General features: G+C 46.5%; 14 protein-coding genes. 1 reads left to right on the plus strand and 13 read right to left on the minus strand.

The features are described 5' to 3' along the window. Positions 1–6: 6 nt before the first annotated feature. From G4O42_RS18190 to G4O42_RS18215, 6 genes are all read right to left on the minus strand, one after another. On the minus strand, positions 7–1,188 hold the full coding sequence (locus G4O42_RS18190; RefSeq protein WP_007407671.1) for a bacilysin exporter BacE: 1,182 nt from the start codon (positions 1,186–1,188) through the stop codon (positions 7–9). After that, positions 1,185–2,603 (minus strand): alanine--anticapsin ligase, encoded by a 1,419-nt coding sequence (gene bacD, locus G4O42_RS18195; RefSeq protein WP_032875848.1) that lies wholly within the window; start codon positions 2,601–2,603, stop codon positions 1,185–1,187. Before bacD ends, G4O42_RS18190 begins: the two co-directional genes overlap by 4 nt. Before the next feature lie 17 nt (positions 2,604–2,620). Beyond that, complete coding sequence (bacC, locus tag G4O42_RS18200) at positions 2,621–3,382, minus strand: dihydroanticapsin 7-dehydrogenase (protein ID WP_032875845.1); 762 nt, start codon at positions 3,380–3,382, stop codon at positions 2,621–2,623. Continuing rightward, entirely contained in the window at positions 3,379–4,089 is a 711-nt protein-coding gene (gene bacB, locus G4O42_RS18205) for a 3-((4R)-4-hydroxycyclohexa-1,5-dien-1-yl)-2-oxopropanoate isomerase (protein ID WP_003151000.1), read from the minus strand. The genes bacC and bacB overlap by 4 nt, the downstream gene beginning before the upstream one ends. Next, positions 4,079–4,693, minus strand: a complete 615-nt coding sequence (locus G4O42_RS18210) for a bacilysin biosynthesis protein BacA (protein ID WP_032875842.1) — start codon at positions 4,691–4,693, stop codon at positions 4,079–4,081. The genes bacB and G4O42_RS18210 overlap by 11 nt, the downstream gene beginning before the upstream one ends. Positions 4,694–4,854: 161 nt before the next feature. Next, on the minus strand, positions 4,855–6,093 hold the full coding sequence (locus tag G4O42_RS18215) for an MFS transporter (RefSeq protein ID WP_032875839.1): 1,239 nt from the start codon (positions 6,091–6,093) through the stop codon (positions 4,855–4,857). 222 nt (positions 6,094–6,315) lie between these two features. Here G4O42_RS18215 and G4O42_RS18220 point away from each other — a divergent pair, with 222 nt between their 5' ends. Further along, complete coding sequence (locus G4O42_RS18220) at positions 6,316–7,518, plus strand: multidrug effflux MFS transporter (RefSeq protein WP_032875836.1); 1,203 nt, start codon at positions 6,316–6,318, stop codon at positions 7,516–7,518. Between the two features lie 32 nt (positions 7,519–7,550). On the opposite strand, the gene G4O42_RS18225 is transcribed toward G4O42_RS18220, so the two are convergent. The 7 genes from G4O42_RS18225 to G4O42_RS18255 all read right to left on the minus strand — a co-directional run bounded on the left by G4O42_RS18225 (position 7,551) and on the right by G4O42_RS18255 (position 16,716). Continuing rightward, entirely contained in the window at positions 7,551–8,969 is a 1,419-nt protein-coding gene (locus G4O42_RS18225; RefSeq protein WP_032875833.1) for an amino acid permease, read from the minus strand. A gap of 24 nt (positions 8,970–8,993) precedes the next feature. Beyond that, a complete protein-coding gene (locus G4O42_RS18230) occupies positions 8,994–10,676 on the minus strand; it encodes a M20 family metallopeptidase (protein ID WP_032875829.1) in 1,683 nt (560 codons plus the stop codon). Between the two features lie 71 nt (positions 10,677–10,747). Then, the gene (gene pruA, locus G4O42_RS18235; RefSeq protein WP_032875826.1) at positions 10,748–12,295 is read right to left on the minus strand and encodes an L-glutamate gamma-semialdehyde dehydrogenase; all 1,548 of its coding nucleotides are present in this window, start codon (positions 12,293–12,295) and stop codon (positions 10,748–10,750) included. A 207-nt stretch (positions 12,296–12,502) separates the two neighbouring features. Next, complete coding sequence (locus G4O42_RS18240) at positions 12,503–13,789, minus strand: Glu/Leu/Phe/Val family dehydrogenase (RefSeq protein WP_003150991.1); 1,287 nt, start codon at positions 13,787–13,789, stop codon at positions 12,503–12,505. 234 nt (positions 13,790–14,023) lie between these two features. Continuing rightward, positions 14,024–14,959, minus strand: a complete 936-nt coding sequence (locus G4O42_RS18245; protein ID WP_032875822.1) for a sensor histidine kinase — start codon at positions 14,957–14,959, stop codon at positions 14,024–14,026. After that, on the minus strand, positions 14,960–15,658 hold the full coding sequence (locus tag G4O42_RS18250; RefSeq protein ID WP_032875820.1) for a response regulator transcription factor: 699 nt from the start codon (positions 15,656–15,658) through the stop codon (positions 14,960–14,962). Between the two features lie 191 nt (positions 15,659–15,849). Further along, positions 15,850–16,716 carry a DUF4097 family beta strand repeat-containing protein gene (locus tag G4O42_RS18255; protein ID WP_032875817.1) on the minus strand — a complete coding sequence of 289 codons (867 nt, stop codon included), beginning with the start codon at positions 16,714–16,716 and terminating at the stop codon, positions 15,850–15,852. Positions 16,717–16,730: the final 14 nt, after the last annotated feature.

Raw genomic sequence — 16,730 nt, forward strand, 5'->3', positions numbered from 1 at the left:
GGCTCCTTATAAATGAATTTGCTCTGATTCGTTATTCCGTTCTGAAAAGGATTTATTGACCAGTTTTGTATGCAGAAACAGCCCGCTGACCAAAAGGACGATAAACGCCATGATGACTGCCGCGTCTACAATGTTGATCAGCATGGAACCGACGGCGATGCACAATCCGATGGACGCCTCCGCCACCGAAAAGATCCGGCCCTGAATCTGGTTCGCCGCGTTCTCCTGAACTTTGACCTTTGCCAGCACTTCACCGTATTCCATTGCGATAAAGAAAAGAATGGCGGCAATGACTGACACGGCGAAAATCGGGGTAAACAAAAACAGCGCAAGCGAGACGATCGATAACACTGTAAAATACATCAGCCCTTTATTGTTGTTAAAGCCCCATTTGCTGACAAGAGCGGCGCCGATAAAGCCGCCGAAGCCGATACAGAACGTCAGGATGAAATTGCCGATTTCCCCGTCGCCTAAAAAGCGGCTGACAATCGGGAAATAGCTGTAGACGACACCCCACAAAAGCGCCATCGTAATCATCGTGAACATGGCGTTTAACACAAAAGCATTTGTTTTGATTTCCTTCAGGCCTTCTTTAAACGACTGAAAAGCTTCTCTCACGTTTTCTGACTGAATCGGCACGTATTGAAGCTTAATGCGGCTGATGAAAAACGCGGAGACAAGATAGGTCACCCCGTTAAACGCGACGGCAAGCTCCACAGAACCGCCCAACAGAAAAAGTCCGCCGGCTGCAGCGCCGACAATAATCGAAATCGTCGTGGCTTTTGCAAACAAAGTGTTGATATTTTTAATATCCGCTTCTAAAGACGACATGACCGCGAGACGTGCCGGGTTAAAAAACACGCCGCTTCCGTAAGAAACAAACAGCAGCGCCAGAAAAAGCAGCGGATATTCGCCTTTCGGGAGAAATGTCAGCCCCAAAAAGATGACACCTCTGATCACATCCGTCCACAGCATGATTTTCACCCTGTCGAGCCGGTCCACGAGCACGCCTAAAAACGGCTGAAACACCATCGGAATACTGCGGACCGCGATGACGCCGGACGTCACCCAGTAGTCGTGATAGTATGTAGACAAAATGAGCAGAGCCGGGAGAACGCAATAGTCTCCCATAAACGAAAGCGCCTGCCCGAAAAGCAAATACTTAGAGTTCGGTTTCAGCTGTTTCATACCGGTAACGCATACTTTGCAGTCAGCTTCGCCTGCTGCTGAATTTGTTTGATTGATTCGGCCACGTCACCCGAATTGCTTCCTTTCAGCTCAAACGCCGCAATGCTGTTGAACGCTTCGAACAGCAGCAGATCGACGGATGTACCCGCTTCGGCCGCTGAGAAAGAAACGATTTCGGTGTCTCCCTTTAAGACGCCGTCGGGAATGTCAATGCTTTCAATGACGAAATCGACAGCCGTCTCAGGCAGCTGGCCGTTCTCTTTGAAATGCTGAGGATACAAGTGGCAGTCGGCGACATAGCATGGCTCCTGCTCCAATAATCCTTTCGGCAGATCGGCTTCTTTTCCGAAACAGAGAACATCCAATAACAGCTGCGCCATATCGACGCCGAAGACCTTTTTAATATTCGGAATCATGTTCCAGCCCGCAAATCGTGCCGCTGATTCAATCAGTCCGGCTTCCCGGTTTTTCATTAATTTTATTTCTGTATGTGTTGCGCAGTTTTCGAGGCCGAGTCCTTCATTCGCCTTTTTGGCTGCTTCGACGATTTTCCGCTTCGCGTCATCATCCAAGATGGACGGCGTAATATGCGATGTCTCCGTGAATCCGATTTGCGGTGTTTTATCATGAATCGCGACGGGGAAGTATTCCCCGTCGGCCATGATGCCTTCTATGCTGATATAGTCGGAATAACCGCTTGTTTCGTACCAGTCGTCATACTCGCCCTGTAAAAATTCTTCCGCGATAAACGGCGCTTCAAACGTGACCGCTTTCGGTACGTTAATCGACTTCAGATATTCATTGACTCTGTTAAACTCGGCTTCGGCCGTTTCCATCTCTTTGATAAGCGTCACGCCGATGGAGCTCGCCAGATATGTAGGCTTCAGAATGAGCGGCGTTCCGATTTCCTGAAGCGCGGCGCGGAAATCTTCCAGCGTCGTCACCCGTTTGTTTTTGATGGACTTGACGCCGGCCCGGTTGAAGGCGGCTCTCATTTTGTTTTTATCTCTGGCATTTTCAGCGGCCTGTACGCCCGCTCCCCGCAGGCCGAGACGTTCACACGCTTTTGCCATCGGAGCGATAAACAGTTCATTGTTGGTCGTAATGGCGTCAACCGCGAACATGCCGGCCACCTTGACGATTTCTTCGACGACTTCTTCCTCAGGTTTGTCATGATCTTCATGAGCCCAGTAAATCGAATCGGGATGCTCAAAATCAGCCAGACTCTTAAAATAGTCTTTATCTTTAATGACCGCGACCGAGTATTTTTCAATCAAAGCTGCATGAGAGGCTGTAATTGCAAAAGGTCTCGGAATAAAGCTGACGAGGTTGTATTTTTCGGCTGCGCTTTTGTAAAACATATGCGGCGGGCATCCCCCAAGGTCAGCGATAACCAATACTGTTTTTCTCTCCATATGTAAACACTCCTTCTCTATTGTGCGGTGTATCCACCGTCTGCGGTGATCGCGCTTCCGGTCATATAGCTTGATAAATCCGACGCGAGAAACAGCATGACGTTCGCTATTTCTTCAGGCTTGCCGAGTCTCAGCAGCGGATTGACTTTCGCTTTTTCTTTTTTGATTTCTTCAAGCGTGCCTTCGTTGTTTTCAAGGAACGACTTTTCATTCAAAGGTGTGTCAATGATTCCCGGGCACACGCAATTGACACGTATGTTGTGTTTGGCGTAATCGACGGCCATCGAACGCGTCAGCTGCAATACGCCGCCTTTAGAGGCGTTATATGCGGGAATGTCGGGCCATGCAACGACTCCTCCGACGGAGCACGTGTTAATGATATTGCCCTTGCCGCTTTTGAGCATATACTTGAGCGCGTGCTTGCTCATAAGAAACATGCCCGTCAGATTGACGTTGAGCACCTTGTTCCAATCGCTCAGCTCCATCTCATGAATCGGGGCGACAATTTCGATGCCGGCGTTATTGATTAACACGTCCAATCCGCCGAACTTGTCCGCCGCTGACCGGATGGCGTTTTGACATGCCGGTTCATCTGTAATATCCGTCCGGACAAAATACAGCCTGTCATTGTTTTCTTTCCGGATCATCGCTTCTCCCTGCGCCTCATCAATATCCGCGACGACCACATTCGCCTGCTGATTCAGAAACGCCTGAACCGCGGCATAACCGATGCCTGATGCGCCCCCTGTGATGAGGACGGTTTTATCCGTCAGGTTCATGACTCTTTCGCCTCTAATTTTTTCGCTTTTGCTCTGTTATAGCGCGGAGGGAAAAAGATATTGACTGATTTTGAATCTTTTTCAAATCTGTTGATGGCGCCGTGATCTTCTCTCGGATCGCAGAAATAAGCTGTGCCGAATGTCATATCCACTTTGCAGCCTTCAATGGTCATATCATAGCCGCCGCCGATGCAGATGCCGATCTGTTCATTGCGGTGTTTATGGAACGGCATTTCTCCCCCGTTGCCCGGAATGTTGGCAAGCATGATTTCCACCCAGTCTTCCACGAAGAACGTGACTTCCATCCCAGGCAATAAGTCTCTCGTTTTAAAAATATTCAAAAAATAGTCCTCGGGGCTTGTGTAGGTTTCACCGGCTTTCAGGCGTTTGATATCAATGGCGATCACTTCTTGATCCGTCTCATTTCTTGCGCCGTGAGGCACGTTAGGAGGCGCGATATAGGCTGATTCCAGCGCTGTCATCTTTCTTGTGACATCTCCGACAGTCATGGACAGCTCGCCGGAAACGACAAGGCCGATTTGGACTTCCTTATGCTGATGCGGTTCCACGTTTGTATGCGGCGGAACGTAAGAAAGCAGAACTTCCGTATCTCCTCTGACGGACGAATATTGTCTTACTCCGTTATCCCATTCTATTAATTTAGGCGTCGGGAAATAAAGTTCCTGCAAATCTTGTTCAGTTTTCATCATGAATCTCTCCTTTTCCGAATAATGACCAGCTCATGGGAATGCTTTTAAATGTTTTGACAAAGTGAAGGCCGTACTTTTGTCTGGCCAGCTCATTTGTCAGCGCGATGTCGGACAAACCGTCCTTCACTCTTTTCGCGGCTGCGCTCGTCGAGTTCACCAGATCAAACGTGACATCTTTACGGGTAAAATACTTAATCAAATTGATAGGAGACGGGTGGGATACGATGACAGCCTGTTCAAGCATGTCATCTGTATATTCAAAACCGGGCCGGACAGCCAGGCCGTACATCGGGGTGTCGCACCTGAAAATTTGCAGAAGCTGCAGATCCGGTCTCATGTAGAAGTGCTTAATGCCGTCATACGCGTGAGGCACAATTGTGTATTCCAGCGGACTTTGAAGCGTTTTTTCAATGCACGATTCAAATGTATCATGCAGTGATAATTTGCTGTTCACCCCTTGGAGAAGGGTAAAATTGGTGATGAAGTTTTTTGCTGCGTACTCACTGCTTGTCCCTTCAGGACCGAGCGTGTTGATCGTAATCAGTTTAGATATTGAATAAGCCTTGCTTTTTGTTTGAATGCTATTATCCAATATAATCATGAGCACCAACCAATCTGTTAAATTTTAAGTAAATATTATCCATAGATGTTCAAGCTGTCAATATTATTTGAAAATATTGATAATTATTCCTATATATTAGAAAACACCTTAAGATATAAGGTGTTAAAAATTAACATTTATAAAATTATAGAAACTTTATTTTACCGATACAATGATTGGTCGGCCTGATGCTCATATTTCCCATACCTTCTGTATGCGAAAACACTGAGGACAAAGCCGATGAGGGTGACGGCCGCACAGATAAATCCGACAGCTGCATATCCGTATCCGACATAGACCGGACCCATGACAGCAGAACCCAAGGTGACGGCCAAATTAGACGCCAGGCTGTAAAATGCCATGATTTTGCCCCGGCGGCTCTGTGAGCAATCACTTAAAATGGTGCTGAGCAAGGTCACCGTCAGGCTTTGCATCAATCCCCAGACGAATAACCCGATGACCAAAAACGGCATTGATGACGGCGCATAGGCGAGACAAGAAAGCCATATGCTGATCACGGCCAATGCCGCGATCAAAGCGCGCATTTTCCCCGCCTTATCTGCGATTTTTCCGGTGAACACGCTCATGGAAAAACCGATTCCGTACACCATGATCAGCAGCCCTGAAGCTGTATTCCCCCCCGGCAGCACGCGGTGAAGATAGGTGCCGAGAAAGGAATACATGCCGTAAAAACCGATCATGTTGCAAAAAGTGATCGTGAGGTATACAGGGACACGGGGCACCTTCAGCGCATCCCGGAAAGTGCCTGCCTGCCGTCCGTTTTCCTCTTCTGTTTTATCCCCATCCGCCGTGCTGCGGCGCGCCTCAATGAAAATGAGCGAAGCAACGAGGACAGACATGAGGGCGAAAATCCAAAACGTCCACCGCCAATTCAAAACGCCGCCGATAAAAGAGCCGATCGGAACGCCGAAAATCAAAGCGAGCGACCAGCTTGACACGATCAGACCCATCACCTTGCCGCGGTACGCATAAGGCACACGGTCGCCGACCACCGCATAAGCTGTCGGCACAAACGCACCCGCCGCAAGCCCGGAAAGCGCCCTGCCCAGAAAGAAGAAAAAGAGATTGTGCGCCAGCGCGCAGATCACCGTGCCGGCCGTAAATATAAGCAGCCCCGTCATCAGGCTGAGCTCCCGGGAATATTTATCTCCCAGCGGAACGAGAAGCGGCGCCCCGATAAAAATCATCACTCCGTAAATACTGATGGAAAGCGCCAGCACACTGACATCCGAGCTGAAAGCCCGCGCTAAATCCGGAAGCAGCGGAGAAATCACCAGCTCTTCAGAACCGGCGGCAAATACGCCTAATGTCAAAGCAAGCGCGAGACAGATCGGAAATCGGCGTTTCGTTTCGATGTGATCGGTTTGTTTGCTGTTCATGCTCTTTGAACACCTCTTCCGTAAAACTTTTCTACCTTTTGTTTCTTTATAGTTTAGCATCCTTATATTTCATTTTACATTTCACATGAAAACTAATTCTAATTTTTTATTTACATTCAGATTTTAAATAAAATATTTAGTTTGTATTCAATAAATGATATAAAATACACCGTCCGGTTATGCTATAGTGATAGAATCATTTGTTAAGGTGGGGGTCATGGAATGAATAACGCTGATTCAAAGGCCGCCCGCGCAGGCCTCGGCATGGTACTGATTCTCGGGACGCTCGCTTCATTCGGGCCGCTTTCGCTCGATATGTATCTGCCCGCTTTGCCTGAAGTGGCGGCCGATCTTCATACGACAGCGTCACTTGCGCAGCTGAGCCTGACGTTTTGTCTTTTGGGGCTGGCGGTCGGGCAGATCGTTGTCGGGCCGCTCAGTGATATGATCGGGCGCCGGAAGCCGCTCATTCTGTCATTGCTGCTTTATACGCTGTCTTCTTTATTATGCGCCTTCAGCCCTTCTGTTTCGTTTTTAATTGTCATGAGGTTTATTCAAGGATTCACCGGGGCGGCCGGAATCGTCATCGCACGGGCTTCCGCGCGCGATATGTATTCCGGAAAAGAATTAACGGCTTTTTTCTCATTACTGATGCTCGTCAATGGGGCGGCGCCGATTTTAGCGCCGATTACAGGGGGATTTATCCTTCAGTTTGCCGGCTGGAAAATCGTATTTGTCGTGCTGGCGGTGATCGGCTGTATCATTTCCGCCGCCGTGCTTACGGCGTTGCCTGAATCACTCCCGCCGGAAAAGCGGACAAGCGGCGGACTCCGGGAGACGCTGATGACATTTCGCGGCCTGCTTGGCGACCGGATGTTTATGGGATTTGCGCTCAGCCAGGCATTTGTGATGACCGGCATGTTCGCATATATTGCCGGGTCGCCGTTTGTACTGCAAAACATCTACGGCGTATCAGCGCAAATGTTCAGCCTGCTGTTCGCCGTAAACGGTGCGGGAATCATATGCGCCACCCAAATCACCGGACGGATGGCTAAAACACATGATGAACGGAAGCTGTTTGTCTCCGGGCTGTTGATCGCCGTCATCGGAAGCATCACTTTGCTTTTATCACTTGCGTTTGGTTTAGGCCTGACGGCGGTCTGCATTTCTTTATTCATCATTGTTTCTTCTGTCGGGATCGTCACGACGACGGGATTTTCTTTAGCTATGCAAAAACAGGAGAAAGGCGCGGGAAGCGCTGCGGCTCTTCTCGGACTCCTGCCCTTTATCGGCGGTGCGGCTGCCGCTCCCCTTGTCGGTATTGCCGGAGAAGAAAATGCCTGGCCGATGGCCGTCAGCATTTTCGGTTTTGAGTTCTGTGCCGTTCTATCCTATGTGCTGTCGGCAAAACGAAAAACAAAGTAAAGCCCGCCGCTTTAAGCGAAGGGCTTTTTTTCTTATCCGGCAGCGCCTTTTTTCGAAGAAGCCGGCTCACGCTTCAGGCGTTTTTTGATACCGAAGTGATAATACGCGTAACAAATGATCATCAGCGGGACGCCGCAGTACAGACCGATACGCTGGTCGGGGATAAAGATGAGACTGATCAAGATAAGACCGTAAACCGAAAATCCGAGAATCGGCACGATCGGATAAAGAGGCGTTTTAAATGCCAGGTCTTTCAGATTTCCTCCTTCAGCGAGAAAGCGCCTCCGGAAAACGAATTGTGAAGCGCAGATTGACATCCACGCGACGACGGTAATCATACCGGAGATGGAAATGAGCCACACATACACCGTTTCAGCCGCGAATACACTTGTCAGCAGGGATAAACCGGAGATGGCGATGGTGATGGAAAGAGCTTTCAGAGGCACGCCTTTTTTCGTCAGTTTCGTTAAGGAAGCGGGGCCCATCTTAGTTTTTGATAGGGACCACATCATTCTGGACGAAGCGTACAGCCCGGAATTCGCCACCGACAGCATGGCGGTCAGAATGACAAAGTTCATGATATCAGCCGCATAGGGAACGCCGATTTTATCCAGCACAGCCACAAACGGGCTTTCGATGACGCCTGCGGTTTGGTACGGCAAAATGGACACGAGAACAAACATCGCCAGCACGAAGAAAAACAGCGTCCGCCATATGACGTTTCGGATTGAGCGGGGAAGCGTCTTTTCCGGATTTTCGCTTTCTCCCGAGGCGATTCCGACCAGCTCGGTGCCCTGGAATGAAAAATTCACCATGACAAGGGTAAACAGCACGGCTTGGGCGCCGTTCGGGAAAAGCCCTTTGTCCGTCGTAAAGTTTGACAGATACGGAGCCGTCTGCCCGCCGTTAAAACCGACAAAGCCGAATACCGCAGCGCAGCCGAGAATAATAAACAATACAATGGCCATGACCTTAATGCTGGAAAACCAAAATTCCATTTCCGCAAAACTCCGCGCAGACAGCGCGTTAATGGAAAAAATGACGACGCCGAATACAAGGCACCACACCCAAATCGGAACGGCCGGAAACCACCGCTGCATTAAAATCCCCGCCGACGTCAGTTCAAGCCCCACTGTATTGGCCCAGCTGAATGCGTACATCCATCCGATCGTAAACCCCGTCGACGGCCCGAGAAACTTTGCGGCATACGCCTGAAATGATCCTGCGACCGGCATGGCGACCGCGAGCTCCCCCAAACAAAGCATCACCAGATACATTAAAACTCCGCCGATCACATAAGCCAATATCGCGCCGATCGGTCCTGCTTCACTGATCGTAAAACCGGAGCCCAGAAAAAGCCCCGTCCCGATCACGCCGCCGAGGGCGATCATAAACAAATGCCGGCCCTTCATCGTGCGCTGCAATTCAGTTTGATTGGTATCTCCCTGCATATACATCCCCCTTATTCCGTTATGTCAGCCATTTGTGCGTATGTCTAATCGGCAGCTGTGCAAAAGGTGCATTGTCGTCTGCTGAATGAGTTCCGGCAGCACATGGAATGTGTACGGCTTGTACACGCGTTCCGTCCATTTATGGCCGTCCTTTCCGTATACCCCTATATTGACCGACGGAATATTCAATTCCCTTATTTCTTTAAAAGGAATCGTCCCGATGACATCCCAGCCCGGAAAATTATCGGTAAAGGCGGAGACCTCCTCGTCTGTTTCATGCAGCGATAAAAAGCTTCCGTCCGCTAAATAAGGGAAAAACTTTTTAAAGACGAATGTTTCTCCGGTTGATGCCGCTGTTTTATCGACCGCTTCTTGAATGACATGCTGCAAAAGCCGGTCCCGTGTGCTCTCTTCTTTCAGATAATTGTGCGGAAGGTAAGGCGGCGCATAGAAAATAATGACCTTGGCTCCCTGCTCAGGATCGAGTTTTTGCAGTTCCTCGACGGCTTTAAAGCATCTCATCCGCAGTTCAAGATGTTCATATGTTTTAAATGTCTGCTCGATACACTGTGCAGGGTCTATCCCGCGGTTTCTCAGCCTTTTCAGGTAATCTTCCAGACTGTACACTTGAACGTTCCATGACATCTCTTTTTTCGGCAGGCTCGTTCTCTCGCAGTATTCGTCATAATAATCAGATAATTTTCGCTCTGTCTCTCTGCAAGCTTCGTCAGCCACGGCAGTCAGCTGATCCATGACTTCTTTGGCGGTTTTCTCGTAAATAAAATAATTAAAATAGACATAGCTGCTGACGGCGGTCTGCACGTTATACGCTTCCTTATTGTCACGCTGGTACAGGCAGGTCGGCGGAAGCACAAGCTCCCCTTCAATGTTTTCCGCCATATGAATATTGTTGTGAATTCTTCTGGTGATTTCTGATGCGATCAAATTCGGGTCGATGCCGGACAGCGTATCACCGACATGCACCTCCCGCCCGTAAATCGCAAAGCAAGGCAAAAGCTTCCCTGCCGCGCCCGTGTAGATGTACCTTGTCGTGTCACCCTCATACAGCGGCGTGATAAAATCGTTATTAATCGCTGCTAAATAACGAAGCTGCTTTTCTTGTTTCAGACGTTTTAATTCAGAAATGCTGGTTAAAATGCCGGAATGCTGGCTTTCTTCATCCGGGTTTGCCATGAACAGAATATGGCCCGGCAGCTGATCGCGCCGTTCAGAAAAGTGAAGCAGATTGGCGAGATGAACGGCAATACCGCTCTGCATATCAACCGAACCCCTTCCGAACATCCACTCGCCTGAGCGGGCGTCCCGCTGCACATCCCGATCAAATTCATAGTTTGAGAAATACTCCGCGAGACGGTCGGAATCAAAAGCGATATCTTTTAAAGGGCCGAAATCCTCGATGCCGACCGTATCAAGATGAGCGTGATAAATGACCGTATTCAGGCTTTCGCCGTTTCCCTCAATAAATGCGAAAATATTTTTGCGGCCGTAAGGGTCCTCAGGAATCGCCTGCTCCCACACATGTGACGGATTCTCCTGAAAGTAGGGAAAGCTCTTGATCATATCTTTGATATAGTCGGCTTTTTTTCCTTCTCCCAATGTGCCGTTGATGCTGTTTAACGCCACCAGTGATTTCGTAATGGCTTCTATTTTCTCCTCCGGAAGCATTTTGCTGAGCTGCTGATACATGTTCCATCCTCCTTACCCTCATATAGAGAAAATAGCGCGACTCTCTTTTTCATCGCGCTATTTCCGAAAGATTAATAGGCTTCAGACGTTGTTTTTGCCTGCATATGAAGAATCAGATAGTCAGGTCCTCCGGCTTTTGAATCGGTTCCTGACATATTGAAACCGCCGAACGGCTGGTATCCGACAATCGCTCCCGTACATCCGCGGTTGAAGTATAGATTCCCGACGTGAAAATCTTCGCGGGCGCGTTCAATGTGCGCGCGGGTTTTCGATAACAGAGCGCCCGTCAGTCCGTAATCGGTATTATTGGCAATCTCAAGCATATGGTCGAAATCACGGGCTTTTGAGATCGCGACGACCGGCCCGAAAATTTCCTCCTGCATCAGGCGGGCGTTTTCATCAACATCCGCAAAAATGGTCGGCTGAATAAAGTATCCTTTTGAATCATCACCTTCGCCTCCCGTCAGGAGTTTTCCTTCTGTTTTGCCGATTTCGATATAACTCATGACTTTATTATAAGATGCTTCGTGGATGACTGGCCCCATGTATGTATCAAAATCTTCCGGACTTCCGACGGTGAGTGATTTTGTTAAAGCGACGGCTTTTTCAACAACTTCATCATAGACGTCCTGATGAATGACCGCACGGGAACCGGCTGAACATTTTTGGCCTGAGAATCCGAAGGCGGAATACACGATTGAGGAAGCGGCAAGATCAAGATCAGCATCTCTGTCTACAAGCACCGTATCTTTCCCTCCCATTTCGGCAATGACCCGTTTCAGCCACTTTTGGCCCGGCTGTACTTTGGCGGCGCGTTCATAGATGCGGCATCCGACTGCGCGGGAGCCTGTAAACGACACAAATCTCGTCTTCGGATGCTCAACCAGATAGTCGCCGATTTCTCCTCCGTCGCCCGGTATGAATTGGAGCACACCGTCCGGCAGGCCCGCTTCTTTCATCACTTCAACGAATTTCGCCGCCACGACAGGCGCCGCATCCGCCGGTTTCAGCAGTATCGTGTTGCCTGTTACGATGGCTGCCGCCGCCGTTCCCGCCATGATCGCAAGCGGGAAGTTGAATGGAGAAATGACGATTCCCACCCCAAGCGGCTCATAGTGATACTGATTATATTCTCCGTCACGGCTCTTTACAGGGGAACCGTCTTTCAGTTTCAGCATCTGACGGGCATAATACTCTAAAAAGTCGATCGCTTCCGCCGTATCAGCATCCGCTTCCTTCCACGGTTTTCCCGCTTCTTTCACTAGATACGCGGAGAATTCGTGCTTTCTTCTGCGGATGATCGCCGCCGCTTTAAACAGCACATTCGCGCGGTGTTCCGGCCGTACTTTTTTCCATGTTTGAAATGCCTGCAGCGCAGCCTGCATGGCCTTTTCCGCAAGTTCTTTTCCGGCGGCTGATACAGAACCGATCACTTCTTTTTTATCTGCCGGATTGACGGAAACGATCTTTTTATCCGTTTCAATCGCTTCACCGTTGATGATAAGCGGATAATGCTTGCCGAGCTGTGAATTCACATAAGCCAGCGCTTCCTGAAACGATTGTTTATTTGTCTCTTCCTGAAAATTTGTAAATGGTTCGTGTGCGTATGAAACTGTCATTAGAATTCCTCCCCGTATTTTGTAATGTGTGCTCACGCTTTATGAAGATGCAAGAAGCATACCAGCATAGCAATTTGTGATAAAAATAAGAAAATCTTTGCCGAAAGCGGACGAAGCTTGTCCGAATCTGTCAGCTGCAATCTGAAAATGCAAAGAAATTTTGCGATCTGCTATATAACTGATGCAAAATCTCTTTGCGGATAACACTTATACCCAGCCGCGGAACCGGGCCGCTTCAGCCGACTTTCTGATGCCCGTCATATAGGCGGCCAAACGCATATCGACTTTGTGGGTATGCGCTGTCTGATAAATGGATTCAAACGAATTCACCATGACGCTGCGCAGTTTTCCGGCGACTTCCTCCTCAGACCAGTAAAAGCCTTGATTATTTTGCACCCATTCAAAATAAGACACCGTCACGCCGCCGGCGCTTGCCAAAATATCCGGTACGAGAAGCACGCCTCTTTCATTCAGAATTTTCGTGGCATCTATCGTTGTCGGGCCGTTTGCCGCCTCCACAATGATTGAGGCTTTAATGTGATGGGCGTTTTCAGCCGTAATCTGATTGGAGATTGCGGCGGGCACGAGAATATCACAGTCCTTTTCCAGCAGCTCCCGGTTCGTTATGACATCCGAGAAGAGATTCGTCACCGTGCCGAAGCTGTCCCGCTTATCCAGCAGGTAATCAATGTCAAGGCCGTCAGGGTCATACAAAGCGCCGTGGGCGTCTGAGATGCCGATCACCTTGGCGCCGGCGTCATGCATAAATTTAGCGAGAAAGCTCCCCGCATTTCCGAACCCCTGAATGATGATCCGTGCATTTTCCAATGGAATCCCTTTTTTCTTAACGGCTTCCTCAATACAAATCGTGACGCCTTGCGCGGTCGCCGTCTCCCGCCCCTGTGAACCGCCGAGAACGATCGGTTTGCCCGTAATGAATCCCGGTGAATCAAATTCTCTCAGGCGGCTGTATTCGTCCATCATCCATGCCATAATCTGCGAGTTGGTATATACGTCAGGAGCCGGAATATCCTTTGTCGGACCGACGATCTGGCTGATCGCGCGCACATATCCGCGGCTCAGCCGTTCCAGCTCTCCGAATGACATCGTCCGCGGATCACAGATGATGCCGCCTTTTCCGCCCCCGTAAGGAAGATTTGTGATACCGCATTTTAAAGTCATCCAGATGGAAAGCGCCTTGACCTCTTCTTCACTGACTTCCGGATGAAACCGCACGCCCCCTTTTGTCGGGCCGACTGCGTCATTATGCTGTGAGCGGTAGCCCGTGAAAACCTGTACTGAGCCATTGTCCATTTTGACAGGGATGCGGACGGTTAAAAGCCGCATCGGCTCTTTCATCAGTTCATACATATTGTCAGGATAGCCCAGTTTGCGCAGAGCTTCTTTTATGATCGATTGTGTTGACAAGAACAAATTAAGAACTTCTTTTTCTTCATCTTTCTGATTGCTTTTAGAAAGCGGGTTGGCTGACATGTTTTATCACCTCATCGTATTTTACGTGTAAGCTTCAATTACCGGCAGAACAAAATGTAAGCGCTTTTACACCAAAACCCATCAATCCCTTTCACATTGTCGTTACGCCCCTTTTTATATGCAAGATTCATGCCATCCTTTTGCGTATAAAAAAAAAAGAGACTGTTGTCAGCCTCTCAGATTAAAGAGAAAGGGGATTTGAAGACGTATACAGAAGAAACCTTACTGCTTTTATTAAAATTTAATACGTCTTAAACGTACAGAAAACGTTGTTTCTTTGAAGGGGACACTATTTAGAGATATACTTCCTTCCATTTGCTCTACTAATCTCTTAGTAATCGTCAGCCCCAATCCGCTTCCCTGATAATTGGTATTTCTCGAGTCCTCCAATGTGTACATTCGTTCAAAGACACGGTCTTTATGCATTTCATTTATTCCTTTTCCTTTATCTGATATTTCTACAAAAACATCATTATCAGTTATTCTGATCTTTAAACCCACCATCTTACCATCGGAACCATATTGAATTGCATTCGTAATTAAATTATTCAGAACCCTCTCAATTGCTTCTTCATCTCCGCTAACAAAGATAGAATCATCGGGTATATCAATCACTACTTCAAATTCTTTGCTGATTAAAATTTCGTAGTAATCCAAAATTATTTTTCGGCTGACTTCACATATGTCAATTCGTGAAGAATTTAATTTTTTATCTCCTGACTCTAATTTTACAAGTTCAAAAAAACGGTTTATTAACGCTAATACCTCGACCGTTTTTAAATTAACTGTTTTTAGTAAACTCATAACCTTTTCCGAAGTCAGACTTTTATCGTTATTTATCATTTCAATATAACCTAGTATAACTGTTAAAGGCGTCTTTAAATCGTGTGAAATATTTGATAGCATTTTTCGCATGGACAGTTCAATACTATTGCAGTTCCCTTTGATCTTTTGATTATGGTCTAAAAGACGGTTTATTTGAATTAACAAGGATTTTATATATTTATCTTCCGTGTTAAGCAATAATCTTTCGCCTGTCTCTTCATTTACAACTTTTCGAAGTTTATTTCTTATATATTTAATCTCAGTCCTTAGATTTAATCGGCTTCGGAAAAGAAATATATTTACTGCTGCAGAGCATATAAATAAAATAACCACTAGATAAAACATTCAAAAATCTCCCAACTTATAACCGATTCCCCACAAAGTTTTTATGTACGTTGGATGAGATGGATCGTCCTCAATTTTCTCTCTGAGCCGTCTAATATGAACATTAATTACATTCTCATCTCCATGATACTCATCTTCCCATACGGACTTATAAAGTTGAGACTTAGTATATACTTGTGAAGGATTAGAAATAAAGAGTTTTAAAATATTAAATTCTTTTGCCGTGAGATTAATCTTTTCATTGAATTTTTTAACAGAAAAGCCATGCAGGTCAACACTTAAATCACCTATTTTAATGATTTTTTCTTCCTTTGAAGACAGGGAGCTCTTATAGTGTCTTTCTCTTCTAATGGTTGCTTTAATTCTGGCTATTACCTCCAGCATAGAAAAAGGTTTAGAAATATAATCATCAGCTCCGAGGCCGAGACCAAGTGCCTTATCTACATCTTCATCTTTTGCAGACATGATAAGAACGGGAACCATACTTTTGGAACGAATCATTCTTAAACATTCCATCCCATCTATCTTCGGAAGCATTAAATCCAACATTATAACCTCAAACTTTTGGGTGTTCAATATGTCTAAAGCTTCTTCACCATCAAAAGCTGCTGTTACTTCAAACCCTTCTTTCGTTAAGCTTTCGCTTACCATATCGCTTATGAATTGGTCGTCTTCTACAATTAATATTTTGTAACCCAAGCTTTCCGCTCCTTAAATATAAAACTGATATTCTTAATTCACTGTTTATTTCAATCATTATACAGATAATTAATCTCATTATAATTATTTTTTATACAAAAGGAGATAAATATTCCAAAACATTTTAAATACAAACAAATAAGACAACCATTCTTCAATAGCGGGAATTGTTGTCTTGTGTTTTTCTCTTTTTATCTCACCTTTATCGAACCATCTTCACTAGATAGACTTACTTTATTACTTCCCGCGCCAATTTCACCTTTTTTCAGTTTTACGCCATCATGGCTCTTATTAAGCCCATCTAAATCAAACGTTACATCAGAATTACTCTGAGCAAAAACAGCAAGTGAAGTTGGCGCTTTTTTATAAGATACACCTATATCTCCTGATTTCGTATTTACTGATAAAGATTTTCCTTCTGTTATGTCCTTGATTGAAACCGCTCCATCTTTAGAAGTAACCTTTACATTGGAACTATGTATTTCCTTCATCTCGTTATCGCCGCCTGCAGATGTTATATTTAATTTCTCAAAAGAACTATTTTCAACGCTTAACGCCCCATCCTTGGATGAAAACTTTCCAGTATGAGCCGAAACATTATTGATTTTTTCATCACCGGAATTATTTTCAACGATAATATTTTCAGCTGAAATCTCACTTAATTGTATATTCCCATCCTTATTAGTTATTTCAATATTGTTCATACCTGAATCGGGAACATTAATATAGATTGTGCCGCCCTGCTTCCCAAAAGTAAATCCATCCAAAAAGCCGCCATTCTTTTGTTCTTTTTGACTAACGACCAAATCCCCCCCATCTCCTTGAAATGTAACTGGAGCCTTATCTTTCTGCTTCCCCTCAGCAGATATTGTTGCCTTATTTGAATTACTCTTTTTAAACTTCACATCCCATGAGTCAGTATATACTTTTAAAGTATCAATTTTTTCAACATTGCAGGACACGTTCTTTTTAAAGTTTTTTGTATCTGTCTTATAAAGGCTTAAAACAATTCCGCCGATTACGATTAACACTGCACATGATGCTATAATCTTCTTCATTGTATAATTTCTCC

The sequence above is a fragment of the Bacillus sp. LUNF1 genome, assembly GCF_011008975.1.
Lineage (GTDB): Bacteria > Bacillota > Bacilli > Bacillales > Bacillaceae > Bacillus > Bacillus velezensis.